This is a genomic window from Microcoleus sp. M2_D5, from assembly GCF_036701935.1.
In the GTDB taxonomy this organism is placed as follows: Bacteria; Cyanobacteriota; Cyanobacteriia; order Cyanobacteriales; family Microcoleaceae; genus Microcoleus.
On sequence record NZ_JAUBRP010000011.1, the window covers coordinates 1 to 13,985 of the forward strand.

Here is a 13,985-nt window from a genome sequence, read left to right on the forward strand (position 1 = left end):
CTGCCTGTTACTGAAAATTAGGAACAGGCAAGATGCCTGTTCCACACACAAATCAATTCTCTTGTGGAACAGGCATCCTGCCTGTTACTGAAAATTAGGAACAGGCAAGATGCCTGTTCCACACACAAATCAATTCTCTTGTGGAACAGGCATCTTGCCTGTTATTGAAAATTAGGAACAGGCAAGATGCCTGTTCCACAAACCATCAATTCTCTTGTGGAACAGGCATCTTGCCTGTTATTGAAAATGGTGAAACCTGTTACTTGATATCAAGAATTCGAGATGGTGCGGCTGCCGTAAGCATCCATGCTGTAGGCGGGAACGCGAACGCTGTAATCCATCTCTGTTGCTGTGATTGCTACAGCCAATTTTTCAAAAGACTCATCGTTCCAATTCCGCTCGTGGATGGGCTTTGACTGTTCCCCCAGGAAATATGCTTGAGTACCAATTACTGAGGCTGCGACCCAACCGACGATTAAAAGAGCGATTACAATAGTCATTTTTACTTTTTCCTTAACTTTTGTTGCTTTATGTAAACTAATGTAACGAAAATTAGCAATCAACGTCAAGGTACTGTAATGTCGTGGCAACCGTCCGGCAGGTAGTAAATACCGCACCTAATCCTGAGTCTGTAGGGTGTGCTTAGTGTCAACAAGGACTCGATCGCCCCTTAGCTTGCCCCCTACTCCCCCTTAATAAGAGGGGGGCGGTTTCATTCTCGGTAGGGGCAATCCCCCTGTGGTTGCCCCCATGTCCCAAACGCCTGTGAAATCGTCTGTGGGTGGGGGCGGGCACTCTTGGCACCGCCGCTACAAAAGCCTGATTTTGGTGAGAATGAAACCGCCCTGCTTTAATAAGAGGGGGGGGACAAGAGTGCTCTCAAAGTCAACCCCTACTCCCCTTATCAAGGGCGATGCGAGCGGGATCTAGACTGGGCTACCAGTGAGAGATACAGAGGGGTTTCAGGCTTAAGTTGACACGCCTCGGTAGGGTGTGCACCGCGCATCGGTAGGTAGCACAGTACCCGGATTGTTAACTGTGTCTGAAATAGCAAAACAGATTGTTGATATTTTATAGTTAAGAAATTATAAGTTTTGCGTTCATAAATTACGATTAAAAGTCTGCGGCTGGCATGATGAATAGCGGCCCAATTATAAGTTATGATTTATCAGTTTGGATTGGAACTAACAAATCCCTATTACCAAACTTTAAAAATTACCAATTACCAATCATCGCTACAAATCATGGCAAACTCAATGTTAAATAACGACCCGTTGTGGTTCAAAGACGCGATTATTTACGAAGTACCAGTTCGGGCTTTTGCCGACAGCAATGCAGACGGGATCGGCGACTTTAGAGGACTGACAGAAAAACTGGATTACCTGCAAAACTTGGGAGTCACAGCCATTTGGGTACTGCCATTTTTTCCCTCGCCGCTCCGAGACGACGGCTACGATACATCTCACTATACTACGGTCAATCCGATTTACGGCACATTAGAGGACTTTAAAGACCTTTTAGAAGCAGCGCACCAGCGTGGAATTCGAGTCATTATTGAGTTAATTGTCAACCACACTTCCGATCAGCACGCTTGGTTTCAGCGAGCGCGCCGCGCCCCGAAAGGCAGTAACGAAAGAGATTTTTATGTGTGGAGCGATACGCCGGAAAAATATCAAGATGCTAGGATTATTTTCCAAGATTTTGAAACCTCTAATTGGGCGTGGGATTCTGTAGCAAAAGCTTATTACTGGCACCGTTTTTATTCGCACCAACCAGATTTGAATTACGACAATCCGGCAGTCCGCCAAGCCATCTTAGATGTGGTAGATTTCTGGTTGGCGCTGGGAGTAGACGGACTGCGGATGGATGCAGTTCCTTACCTGTACGAGCGCGAAGGTACTAATTGCGAAAACCTGCCAGAAACTCACGTATTCCTGAAGCAATTGCGGAAGCACGTAGATGAGAAATTCCCGAACCGGATGCTGCTGGCTGAGGCGAATCAGTGGCCGGAGGATGCGGTTGAATATTACGCTGCTGGGGATGAATGTCACATGAACTTTCATTTTCCGCTGATGCCGCGTTTATTTATGGCTTTGCATATGGAAGATAGCTTCCCAATTAGCGACATTCTCCAGCAAACTCCACATATTCCCAATAATTGTCAGTGGGCATTATTTTTGCGGAATCACGATGAATTGACGCTGGAAATGGTGAGTGATGAAGACCGAGATTATATGTATCGGGTTTACGCTCAAGATACTCAGGCGAGAATTAATTTGGGCATCCGCCGCCGCTTGGCTCCTTTGATGGGAAATAACCGCCGCCGTATCGAGTTGATGAATGCTTTGCTGCTGTCTCTTCCGGGTACGCCTGTGCTTTACTACGGCGATGAAATTGGCATGGGAGACAATATCTATTTGGGCGATCGCAATGGGGTGAGAACTCCGATGCAGTGGAGTGGCGATCGCAATGCCGGTTTCAGCCGTGCTAACCCGCAGCGGCTGTACGCGCCGCCAATTGTTGACCCTGAATATCACTACGAATCTGTTAACGTGGACGCGCAGCGGGCGAATCCGAGTTCTCTGTGGTGGTGGATGAAACGCCTGATTGCAATTAGGCAGCGCTTCCAAGCATTCGGTCGCGGAACTTGCGAGTTTCTGTACCCGGAAAACCGCAAAGTTTTAGCTTTTGTTCGCACTTATCAAGACGAACACATCCTCGTAGTGGCTAATTTGTCGCGCTTCGTCCAGACGGCAGAATTAGACCTGGCGCCCTTTAAAGGTGCTGTTCCGGTGGAGATTTTCGGTCGCACGGAGTTTCCTGCCGTTGGCGAGTTGCCTTACTTTTTGTCCTTGAGCCCTCACACGTTTTACTGGTTTACTCTTACTGTTAAACACGAAGATATTTCGCTGCACGGTGTTCCCACAGACTTGCCTACTTTGGCGGTGATAGGCAATTGGAAAACTGCTTTTGCTACAAGTCAGTTAAGCGATATGCTGCTTAATATTTTGCCGGGATACCTGCGGCGCAATCGCTGGTTTAGCGGTTCAGATAGAACAATTCAATCTTTAGAAATAAGTGAGATTGTACCGATTGAATGTAAAGATAGTGCGGGAGAGGAATCTCAAGTTTACATTCTGTTCTTGCTGTTGAATTATACTGAAGGTATGCCCGAAACTTACGTTTTACCTTTAGGTTGGGAAGAGGTTAAAGGCGATGTGGACGATCGGGCGATCGCGCGCCTGCACTTCCCAGAAACCAAAAAGGAAATCGGGGTACTATTTGATGCTGCTGGGGAGAAAGGTTTTCTGAGCGCGCTGCTGGGGGCGATCGCCAATTCTCGCAGTTACAGAGGTATAGCAGGTCAACTGCTAGGACTTGCCGACAGTGCATTCAAATCAGAAGAAGAGTTAGCGCAGCTCGAACCTCACCTGTTCAAAAAAGAACAAAGCAATACATCTGCTGGTTACGGCGACCGCTTCGTCCTGAAAATATTGCGAAAAGTCGAGGAAGGAATCAACCCTGAATTAGAAATCGGACGCTTTTTAACAGAGCGCAACTCGATCCAGCATTACGCTCCAATTACCGGAGCATTGGAATATCACACACCAGCAAAACAAGTCCTTACAGTCGGAATCCTACAAAAATTAATCCCCGACAGCGTAGATGCTTGGTCTTATACATTAGACACACTGCGCGACTATTTCGAGCAAGTAATGACAGTAGAAGCAAAGCATTCCAGCGATAATTTATCTACTGCCCCCGAAAATTATTTGCCGAACGCTTTGACCGGACAAACCCAGCGGCAGCAAAACTCGCTAGTAGCCGATTTATCGCTAGAAATTCCGGCATTAGCTCGCGAACTCATCGGCTCTTACTTAGCATCAGCCGAACTTTTAGGTCAGCGGACAGCCGAACTTCACCTGGCTTTAGCTTCTGATACAGAAAATCCCGCTTTTGCCCCAGAAAACTTTACTTCCTTTTACCAGCGTTCCATCTATCAACACATGAGAAATCTGGCTGGAAGAACTTTGCTGGAGCTGAAAAAACGGCTGTCTAAACTGCCACCAGAAATACAAAAATCGGCGCAAAAGCTCCTCAACCGCGAAGAGTTGATCATGGAACGTTTCAAGTCTATTTTGAACTTGAGAATCACCGCCGATAGAATTCGCTGTCACGGGGACTTTCATTTCGGGCAAGTTCTTTATACAGGCAAAGACTTCGTAATTATTGATTTCGGAGGAGAACGCGATCGACCCTTAAGCGAGCGGCGGATGAAGAGGTCGCCCCTGCGAGATGTTGCGGGAATGCTGCAATCTATAAGTTACGCTGTTACTTTGGCACTCCGCAATGAAGTAGAAAGCGGCATGATTCGCCCTGAAAATCTCCCGGAGATGCAGCAGTGGGCGAACGTTTGGCACCGCTGGGTCAGCCTAACTTTTGTCAAGAGTTATTTGGCGACTGCAGCAGATGCAAGTTTCTTGCCCAAATCTATACCGGAACTACAAGTTTTGTTGGATGCTTACATTTTGGAAAAAGCGGTTGCCGAGCTAGCCTACGAACTCAATTACCGCTTAGATTTCGCGGAAATTCCGCTTCAGCGGATTCTACAATTGCTGAATTAATAAGGGCGGGTTTATCTATACTCGTTAGGGTGCGTGGCTTTTTAGTTCCTAAATTAACAGCGAGATGCTGGAAAGTCACGCACCTTAGATGACACGAAATCTGCTTTGATAACGATTTGAGATCGTGTCCGATCGAGTTACCGCGATTAAAAGGACGGGTTTTTGAGATTGTCAATTATGAGCAGATATTTTTTGTTAACCCGCCCCTACCTTATTAGGAATGAGAATTAGATAACTTCCACTCTTGAAAGTGGGATGGGCGTCCCGCCCGTCCAAAAAGGAGGGGCGGGACGCCCATCCCACAATAACAATTAAAATTGTAAGTTATTTAATTCGCGATCCTTATGGGTAATCGACCGGACATAATATGAATGGCGAATATAATTCGCTTTTATACAAAGAAATTTCGCGCCCAGGGAGGCTAGAATAAAAGATGGTAAAAAAAAGATTTCCTATTACTTAAAATAAAGGGCGGCTTGATATAAAACTTGTTCTTGATGAGTTAACAAAGTGCAGTCTGAAAGCGGGTAAGCCACACAAGTAACAGCGTAGCCAGCTTGCAATTCTGAGGGCTTCAAAAACTTTTGTTCGCTTTGGTCGATTTCACCGCTCAGCAGTTTGACAACGCAAGCAGAACACTCTCCTTGCTTGCATCCATTCGGCAAGCGGATGCCTGCATCTTCTGCCATATCTAAGATATACTGGTCGTCTGGTACGGAGATCGTGCGATCGAGCGCGAGAGCCTCATTCACCAACCGAACTTGATAAACAGCCATTTTTTCCTTATTGCTTCCGAAAGGGCGGGTTTACGATGATGTTAGTTCTACCAAATATTTCGGGTAAAACCCGCCCGTACAACTCGAAAGGGCGGATTTATATCGTGTATATCTAGACAAGTGCTTCTTGATATTCGAGATTTTCATCTAGATAAATAGCCCGAATATCCTCCGGCAAGTTTGATTCTAAAGTTTGATATCCTTTTTGCAGCAAAGCCTTTACCTGAGCGGGCGAAATAGCTTCGCCTTCTGCTTGCAAATAAGCTGCTATTCGAGTTTCGCTCCAGCGGAAAGTCTGAGCCATCAACACCACTAAACGCGGCAGCGGCGCTAACAATTCTAAGGCTTGTTTGACGTAACACCAGAGGGGAGGCGGAGCCGATTGCAAAGAGTAGTGAATCGACTCAACAGGGGGCAATTCAGCTTGATTTATGCAGACTGCGGTGACATTAATTAGCCAGTTTTGGAGACTGAGATTGCCGCCATCAGACTCTTGGATCTCGCGGCGCAAATCGAGGCCTCGGAGTTCGTGATAGATGTGCAGCCAAGTGTGGGCAAACAGGTAATCGCCTTGTACGGGCGATCGTACCGAATGGCGAATCAGGGAGTGTACAATTTGAGCATAGCGGCAAAAAATTGCCGTGAAGAACCTACCTTGATCGGGATGGTTTTGAAACAAAGTCAATAATTCCTGATCGCTGTGGTGGAACAGGGATTTGACCACAGGATGGTTGAGTTCTGAAAAATTAGGTGTTTGCACAATTGTTCTAGAATAGTTTGGTAATATATGCTGGTGCAACACGATTTTACACTATCTGTCGATCGATGTTCCAGAGTTGAGGCTGATTTTGTCGGGGCGATGTGCGATCAAGCTCATTAGTTTTCACCTCTACAGGAGTAACTCCGATGTCATCCAGGGCTAAGCGCGAAAGAGCTCCGAGATTCTTTGCGCTTAGCTTGTGAATGACAATTTACCGTTCGCAATGCGTAAGTCCTACTCTAGATGACCCAGTTGGGTGAATTTCTAAAAAGCTAGCGACTTCGCAGTAAACTTGACAGAAGACACAGCAAAGGCGAGGTTCGCCATCAGGAGACAAAACGCAGTGAAACAGTTAAGTTTATTCCCAGAAGCAGAGATCATGGCGAGTCCTGCGGAAACTGCCAATTGTGCTGAACGCGATCGCATCGAAGCAAAATTTGCGCCGTACATGAGTGAAGAACTGCGACTGGGACAACTCGTATCCTACGCAGGCAACAAAAACTTGCCAGTTCTCCGCCTCTTCCGCTACAAAGAAGCATTTTCCTTTGCTTTAGTCAAGCAATTTATTCACCGTTTTGGATTAACAGAAAAGGATTATTTATTTGAGCCTTTCTGCGGCATGGGGACAACTTTATTTACAGCTATGCAGCACAATGTCCCCGCATTAGGAATAGATAGACTGCCAATAGCCACCTTTATTGCTGGGACGCTACCCCTTTTCTGTTCAGTAGAACCCCAAACTCTGCGAAAAACTTTTGCCGAACTCAAAGCTAAGGCCGACAAAGCAGAACCCGCTGAGGTGGCAATGGATGTCAAGATTATGCAAGTCGCTTTTCCAGAAGCAACGCTGCTCAAATTGCGCCAGTGGAAAAGCGCTATTGAAAGTTTATCTTCACCCTTGCGAGAAATTTTTCAATTGCTGTTTTTGGCTATTTTAGAGCCTTGCAGCTACACGGCAAAAGACGGTCAATTTTTACGCATGAAACAGGATAAGTTAATTCCAGATCCTGGGGAAATGCTGCAACAGAAAGTATATGAAGCTGAAGAAGATATTCTATCCTTAAGGTGTTTGTGGGGGCTAAAGAAATCCGCGCCACTTCCCGCAGTTCAGTTAGGTGATACTCGGAATTTGAGCAATGTGAATTTTGAGACACAACCCACAGCTTTGATTACATCTCCACCCTATCCTAACCGTTACGACTACACCCGCACCTATTCGCTGGAACTGTGCTTTAACTTTGTCAAGAACTTTGAGGAGTTAAAGGAGTTGAGGTTTGGGATTTTGCGATCGCACATCGAATCAAAAGTTGATGCTTTTGACAAACCGCCAAATCCTGTAATCGCCGAAGTTGTAGACATACTCCGACAGCAAGGGAAAGCATTAAATAATCCCCGCATTCCTGATATGTTGACAGCCTATTTTGTGGATATGCAAAAAGCTATTTGCGAATGGTCAAAAATTCTAGCTCCCGGTGCAAAAGTAGCGGTAGTTGTGGATAACGTGCGTTTTGCCAGCGAGATAGTCCCAGTCGATTTAGTGCTTTCAGAAATGGCCCAAGAGCTGGGTTTTCGAGTTGAGCAAGTAATTGTTGCCCGCTACAAAGGTAACAGTTCGCAGCAGATGGGTAAATATGGTCGAATTCCTGTCCGCGAGAGCGTGCTCATTTGGCAGAAGGAATAGGTGACAGCAATGACATCATCGAACAGACGGGAAGCTTGGTTGCTCGATCAGTTGTCCAAGAGTGAGTTTTTTCACCAAAAACTACACGAATGGGGAATCTTGGAGACAGCCTCTCAAATTGAACAGCTAAAAGGGGAAACACTGCCGTGGGAATGCGATAATCTTGGCATTTCTCAAAAAGCTTGGAATAAGGTAATTCACCGCGGCATCAAGCCCGTGATTGTCTTTGCTCACCCCCAGGTTTTGATGAGCGTATCCTGTGCTGTAGGCTATTATAGAATGTTAGCAATGGTTTCCCAAAAATCCATGAATCAAGTTGGAATGTCAAGCATTCGCTATGAGCAAGGGAAAGGTTTCCCTGATGAGGTGGTGGCTGGGAATATAGCTCAGCACTTAAATAAAATTATTAGCCATTTAGTTGAAACCGATGAACAGATAGATGCTCGCGAATTTGATTTATGGCGTGGAATGGCTGCTGGTTCGCAAGCTCAGGGTTCCTGGCAGAATGCAAAGGGAAGCAAAGTCGAAATTCTCATAAAATCTATGGTGCAGTTGAGATTGCGTGAGGAAGACTGGATTTCTAATGAAACAGGTAACTCTGACGAAAAAGTTATGCAACTGAAAGATGGGCGGAGAATCGTATTTGCCAGCGAACCTGACATTGGAGTTTACAGAAATGAACAGATTCTAGTCGCAGTTGAAATTAAAGGAGGCATAGATACTGCTGGCGTTTTGGAGCGGTTTGGAGCAACGCTCAAAAGCTTGATTCGAGCTAAAGAAGCTAATTCGGAATCAACAACGATTCTTATATTACCGGGTGTTTCTGTTACTACACGAGCCATATCTGATCTCAATGCGGCCCAGAATGTTGTCAATTATTGGTTCATCTTGGAAGAATTAATAGAGCAAGATAGCAAAAAAGAAGAACTGTTCAGGTTACTCGCTTTGTGAAACCGTCAACTATCTTAGGACAGTCAATACGATATGGCAAGCCTTTGATTGTAAATTAGCGTTGTAGACAGGTTGTTAGGATGCGATCGCGTCCGATATTACTGCTGTTTAATTGCACTCCAAAAATGTACGATCGCATCAATAGTTTAGTTCTCAATTACTATTTGGATATAACACCATATCCTCCGCCCCCCGGTGTTTCAATTACAAACACATCCCCCGGCTGCATTTCTACACTCGCCGTACTCCCCAAATCCTCAACTTTTCCATCAACCGTTTCAACATAATTCCGCCCAACTTTCCCCGCTTCAGCCCCATTCAAACCGCAAGGAGAAATCACCCGCCTCCCCGATAAAATGCCCGCCGTCATCGCCTCCCGAAACCGCACTCGCCGCACAACTCCATTACCGCCGCGATGACATCCATTTCCCCCGCTATTAGCCCGAATTGCAAAACTTTCCAACAACACCGGGAACCGCCATTCTAATACTTCTGGATCGGTTAAACGCGAATTAGTCATGTGAGTTTGAACCGCATCCGTACCGTCAAAATCTGCACCAGCACCCGAACCGCCGCAAATAGTTTCATAATATTGATAGCGCTGATTTCCAAAGGTAAAATTATTCATAGTTCCCTGAGAAGCAGCCATCACTCCCAACGCACAATACAAAGCATCGGTAATATTCTGCGATGTTTCCACATTTCCGGCAACTACCGCCGCCGGATAGCGAGGATTCAGCATACAGCCTTCGGGATTGATGATTTCGAGAGGTTTCAAACAGCCCGCATTTAGAGGAATATCGTCATCTACCAACGTGCGGAAAACATACAAAACAGCGGCTTTGCACACCGCAGCGGGAGCATTAAAATTGTTGAATTGTTGAGCAGAAGTGCCAGTAAAATCTATTTTTGCACTGCGCGCAGATTTGTCAATTGTAATCGCTACCTTAATTTGTCCGCCGCTATCCATCGGATAAGTAAACTCGCCATCTTGCAAAACATCAATTACCCTGCGTACCGACTCTTCCGCATTGTCTTGTACGAAGCCCATATAAGCTTGCACCGTCTCTAATCCATAATGTTTTACCATCTTGAGCAGTTCTTCGGCGCCGCGCTTGTTAGCAGCAATTTGTGCTTGCAAATCGGCTATGTTTTGAGGGGAATTGCGGACAGGAAAATTCCCCGCTGTCAGAATTTCTAGTAATTTCTTTTCTCGAAAATTGCCCTTGCTTACTAACAGAAAATTGTCAAGCAATACACCTTCTTCAGTTACTGTTGTACTGTTAGGAGGCATGGAACCGGGAGTAATGCCGCCGATGTCGGCGTGGTGTCCCCGCGAGGCAACATAAAACAAAGGAAGGGAGGAATCACGATCGAATACTGGAGTAATAACGGTGATATCTGGTAAATGCGTGCCGCCGTTGTAGGGATTGTTAGAAACATAAACATCGCCCGGTTGAATCGCATTGCCTTGTGCTAAAATTAAAGCTTCAACGCTTTCGCTCATCGAACCCAGATGTACGGGAATGTGCGGCGCGTTGGCAACTAATTGCCCGTTTTGGTCGAAAATTGCACAGGAAAAGTCGAGACGTTCCTTGATGTTGACTGAGGAACTTGTGTTTTGCAATGTGACGCCCATTTGTTCCGCGATCGCCCGAAACAAATTATTAAAAATTTCCAGCAAAACAGGATCTGATTTAACCGCAAATGAACGCGGATGAACGCGGATATTATCTGCCTCCATCTGCGTGCATCGGCGGTTCAAAATTAGATCGTTATTTTCGGTTATTTCCCCTTCCCAGCCCGGTTCTATGATATTAGTTCCCGTAGCTTCAACAATCATAGCAGGGCCGCTAATGCAGTCGTGCGATCGCAAATCGTCTCTCTGATAAACAGGCGTTTCCCGCCACCCGCCAGCCACATACATTTGCACTGTTGAAATTGGTTGCACAGGCAAGATGCCCATGCCACCAGAGGAGGAAATTGTGGATGCTTCCGGCACATCCATTCTTTCTACAACTTCCACCGAAACCGCTTCCACAATCAGCGGTTTTTCGGGCATAATAAAACTGTAACGCTGTCGGTGTGCTGCTTCAAATTCAGCCTGCATGACCTCAATATTGTCAGCAAAATCTACCGCCAAAACCGAGTCACTTCCCTGATATTTTAAGCGCAGCTTCCTAATAACTAAAACCTCTGACTCTTTCTCTGTGTTCTCTGCGCCTCTGCGGTTCAATTCCCTCTTTCCCTCAGCCTCCAATTCGGTTAAAATATGATGCAACTCAGGTAATAATTCTGCATTTAATTGTTGCTCGATCGCCCTTTCGCGAATAGCCCGCACATCAGCCAAACCCATACCGTAAGCCGACAACACACCCGCATAAGGGTGAATAAATACCCGTTTCATCCCCAAAGCATCGGCGATCGCACAAGCGTGTTGGCCGCCCGCACCGCCGAAACAGCACAAAGTATACTCCGAAACATCGTAACCGCGCTGAAGCGAGATTTTTTTAACAGCATTTGCCATCTTTTCCACCGCGATCGCCAAAAAACCCTCCGCCACCTCTTCGGCCGTCCTCTCGCCCCCAATTTCCCCCGCTAATTGCCCAAATTTTTGCTTTACTACGTCAGGGGCGATCGGCAAATCTCCATTCAATCCAAATACTTTCGGGAAAAAATCCGGTTGAATTTTCCCCAACATCACATTGCAATCAGTCACCGTCAAGGGGCCCCCTTTGCGATAGCAAGCAGGCCCAGGATTGGCCCCCGCGGACTCTGGCCCGACGCGGTAGCGAGCCCCGTCAAAAAAGACAATTGAACCGCCGCCGGCTGCTACAGTGTGAATTGCCATCACGGGCGATCGCAATCTCACCCCAGCAATTTCCGTCTCAAATTCGCGTTCGTATTCGCCGTTAAAATGGGCAACATCTGTCGAAGTTCCGCCCATATCAAAGGTAATAATTTTATCAAAACCTGCCTTTTTGCTCGTTTGAACTGCACCGACAATTCCCCCAGCAGGCCCGGATAAAATACTGTTTTTTCCTTGAAATTGTGTGGCGTCCACTAAGCCGCCGTTCGATTGCATAAACATTAATTTGGGGAATTGGGGATTGGGCATTGGGGATTGGGCATTGGGCATTAATAATCCCTCGTTCCCGGAATCTGCCTCGATTAACTGACTGGTTACTTGTTCGACATATCGACGTAAAATCGGAGATAAATAAGCATCGACAACCGCAGTATCTCCCCGCGAAACTAATTTCATCAGCGGGCTGACTTCGTGAGATACTGAAATTTGAGTAAAGCCAATTTCTCTGGCTATTTTAGCAACTTGTTTTTCGTGTTCCGAGTAGCGGTAGCCGTGCATGAATACGATCGCACAACTACGAATTCCCTCATCGTATGCTTGCTGCAAACACGGGATAAATTCGGGATTGACAGCAGTTAACTCCTCACCTTGAGCGCTGTAGCGTTCTGCAACTTCAATAACTCGATCGTACAGCATCTGGGGCAAAACAATGTGACGCGCGAAAATATTCGGGCGGTTTTGATAGCCAATTCTCAGCGCATCGCCGAAACCTTTAGTAATTAACAGAATTGTGCGATCGCCCTTTCGTTCCAGCAAAGCATTTGTCGCCACCGTCGTCCCCATTTTAATCGCTTCAATTTCGGCGGCGGGTATGGGAACATCTGCGGCAATTCCCAAAATGTCGCGAATTCCTTGAACTGCTGCGTCTGTGTAGCGTTCTGGGTTTTCCGACAGCAGCTTGTGAATGACTAATTTACCGTCGGGGCGCTGGGCGACAATATCGGTAAAAGTGCCACCGCGATCGATCCAAAATTGCCAGCGAGTGCGATCGGGAAAATCAGCATTCATATATTTTTCCTAAACTTTGTTATGTGAATAATTAAAAATTATTTAACAAAACCATCTAAAAGTCAATTCATAAAAATCATAACCTTATACTCATAAAAATCATATAGCAATCCTAAATGAATTGTGAAAAGGCATCAAATCTTTTCAAGTTAGGAAAATTGATGCATATTATATTTAGCAAACAATTGAAATAAAAGATTAACAATATTAAAATTCTTGCCGAAACGATAAAACCTCCTGAGCAAACTTTTTAATTGAAACCAAATTGCTTCAACTGGATTTTCTTCGGGTGCATAAGGGGCAAAAAGTTCACAAGTAATTTTCCATTCCGATTTGGCTAGTCCTTCATTTTGTTTTGCTAAAAAATTCTGCATATTCTCTCCGGTATGATGTCTGACTCCATCCCAAAATATTAACAATCTTTTTCCGACATTTTTTTTTGTAAATTTTCGACAAATTTGACAGTATTTTCTCCATTTCCTGTTGAATATTTTTCGAGAATTAAATCTGGTTCTAACAAATTTAATGCACCATAATAAGTTTGTCTATCTTTATAATTATTAATTGGTATTTCCACGCGTTCTTTTGACTTTCCCCATGCTTCACCTACAATGTCTCCTCCCATTAAATGGCATTCGTCTATTGCATACACTACAAGTTCGACTCTATTTCCTCTCTATTATCTTCGAGAATTTGGTTGATTTCTTCATTTCTTTTTTTGACTAATTCTTCATTTTTTTTTCGGATTTACTTTTTCAGCTTTTTGTCTGGTTATCTTCGCTTTTCTGTAAATCTTATAGTAACTTTCTTTCGATTCAAATATGACATCGTACTCCTCTATTAAATATATTTCTAGTTCGGATATATCCCAATATTCTTGGCATGATAACCACTGTATGGTTGATTCTTCCTCTTAAGCATGTTAGCTTGGTTTTCGCTCCTTTATAGCCTAATCTTAGACCTGGTATTCCTTGTGTTATAAATTTTTTTTTCCATTTACTTACATAACCTTGAGATACATTTAGTATATTTTCTATCGCTCTGTACACATAACCTTGTAGAGCCAGTTTTACGGCTAAGGCTCTCTTCATTTCTCGCGAGTCTCCATTACTATTTATAAATTTGATTAAACCTTCTATTTGTCTTTCTTTTTCATTTTGATTGGCTGACATTTGGTTTCTTCCCTTTCATTTATTATCAAACTTTTCTATTTTACCATACAAATCCATATTTACATCTCAAATGGAATTGCTATATCACTTTCTCTTTTCTCTTCTCTCTTCTTCTTTCTTGCTTCGCGCCCTTCGCGCCTTCG

The 13,985-nt window shown here is 44.9% G+C and carries 10 protein-coding genes; 3 read left to right on the forward strand and 7 right to left on the reverse strand.

What is annotated here, in order from left to right:
* Nucleotides 1-269 precede the first annotated feature (269 nt).
* Nucleotides 270-500: a photosystem II protein, Psb35-related gene (locus tag QUA50_RS06840; protein WP_333052866.1), complete on the reverse strand. Its 231-nt coding sequence runs from the start codon at nucleotides 498-500 to the stop codon at nucleotides 270-272.
* Nucleotides 501-1,244: 744 nt separating this feature from the next.
* On the opposite strand from QUA50_RS06840, the gene treS reads away from it, so the two are divergent.
* Nucleotides 1,245-4,625: a maltose alpha-D-glucosyltransferase gene (gene treS / locus QUA50_RS06845; RefSeq protein WP_333298717.1), complete on the forward strand. Its 3,381-nt coding sequence runs from the start codon at nucleotides 1,245-1,247 to the stop codon at nucleotides 4,623-4,625.
* A 455-nt stretch (nucleotides 4,626-5,080) separates the two neighbouring features.
* Here treS and QUA50_RS06850 read toward each other — a convergent pair whose 3' ends face one another.
* Together QUA50_RS06850 and QUA50_RS06855 are read right to left on the reverse strand one after the other, a co-directional pair.
* Nucleotides 5,081-5,401, reverse strand: a complete 321-nt coding sequence (locus QUA50_RS06850) for a 2Fe-2S iron-sulfur cluster-binding protein (protein WP_333262063.1) — start codon at nucleotides 5,399-5,401, stop codon at nucleotides 5,081-5,083.
* A 112-nt stretch (nucleotides 5,402-5,513) separates the two neighbouring features.
* Entirely contained in the window at nucleotides 5,514-6,161 is a 648-nt protein-coding gene (locus QUA50_RS06855; protein WP_333262060.1) for a sigma-70 family RNA polymerase sigma factor, read from the reverse strand.
* 343 nt (nucleotides 6,162-6,504) lie between these two features.
* Between QUA50_RS06855 and QUA50_RS06860 the strand changes: the two genes are divergently transcribed.
* Nucleotides 6,505-7,842, forward strand: a complete 1,338-nt coding sequence (locus tag QUA50_RS06860; RefSeq protein ID WP_333262056.1) for a hypothetical protein — start codon at nucleotides 6,505-6,507, stop codon at nucleotides 7,840-7,842.
* A gap of 9 nt (nucleotides 7,843-7,851) precedes the next feature.
* Complete coding sequence (locus QUA50_RS06865; RefSeq protein ID WP_333298716.1) at nucleotides 7,852-8,793, forward strand: XcyI family restriction endonuclease; 942 nt, start codon at nucleotides 7,852-7,854, stop codon at nucleotides 8,791-8,793.
* A gap of 160 nt (nucleotides 8,794-8,953) precedes the next feature.
* Here QUA50_RS06865 and QUA50_RS06870 read toward each other — a convergent pair whose 3' ends face one another.
* From QUA50_RS06870 to QUA50_RS06885, 4 genes are all read right to left on the reverse strand, one after another.
* Complete coding sequence (locus QUA50_RS06870) at nucleotides 8,954-12,670, reverse strand: hydantoinase B/oxoprolinase family protein (protein WP_333262050.1); 3,717 nt, start codon at nucleotides 12,668-12,670, stop codon at nucleotides 8,954-8,956.
* A gap of 149 nt (nucleotides 12,671-12,819) precedes the next feature.
* Nucleotides 12,820-13,044 carry a hypothetical protein gene (locus QUA50_RS06875; protein ID WP_445243147.1) on the reverse strand — a complete coding sequence of 75 codons (225 nt, stop codon included), beginning with the start codon at nucleotides 13,042-13,044 and terminating at the stop codon, nucleotides 12,820-12,822.
* Nucleotides 13,045-13,082: 38 nt separating this feature from the next.
* Complete coding sequence (locus QUA50_RS06880; RefSeq protein ID WP_333262044.1) at nucleotides 13,083-13,322, reverse strand: hypothetical protein; 240 nt, start codon at nucleotides 13,320-13,322, stop codon at nucleotides 13,083-13,085.
* Between the two features lie 163 nt (nucleotides 13,323-13,485).
* Nucleotides 13,486-13,842, reverse strand: coding sequence for a helix-turn-helix domain-containing protein (locus QUA50_RS06885; protein ID WP_333262041.1), 357 nt, complete (start codon nucleotides 13,840-13,842; stop codon nucleotides 13,486-13,488).
* Between the last annotated feature and the right edge of the window lie 143 nt (nucleotides 13,843-13,985).

Bases quoted from the DNA above. Each gene is read 5' to 3' on its own strand.
- treS (WP_333298717.1), top strand. From the start codon at position 1,245: ATGGCAAACTCAATGTTAAATAACGACCCGTTGTGGTTCAAAGACGCG.
- QUA50_RS06875 (WP_445243147.1), bottom strand. From the start codon at position 13,044: ATGCAGAATTTTTTAGCAAAACAAAATGAAGGACTAGCCAAATCGGAA.
- QUA50_RS06850 (WP_333262063.1), bottom strand. From the start codon at position 5,401: ATGGCTGTTTATCAAGTTCGGTTGGTGAATGAGGCTCTCGCGCTCGAT.
- QUA50_RS06840 (WP_333052866.1), bottom strand. From the start codon at position 500: ATGACTATTGTAATCGCTCTTTTAATCGTCGGTTGGGTCGCAGCCTCA.
- QUA50_RS06870 (WP_333262050.1), bottom strand. From the start codon at position 12,670: ATGAATGCTGATTTTCCCGATCGCACTCGCTGGCAATTTTGGATCGAT.
- QUA50_RS06865 (WP_333298716.1), top strand. From the start codon at position 7,852: ATGACATCATCGAACAGACGGGAAGCTTGGTTGCTCGATCAGTTGTCC.
- QUA50_RS06885 (WP_333262041.1), bottom strand. From the start codon at position 13,842: ATGTCAGCCAATCAAAATGAAAAAGAAAGACAAATAGAAGGTTTAATC.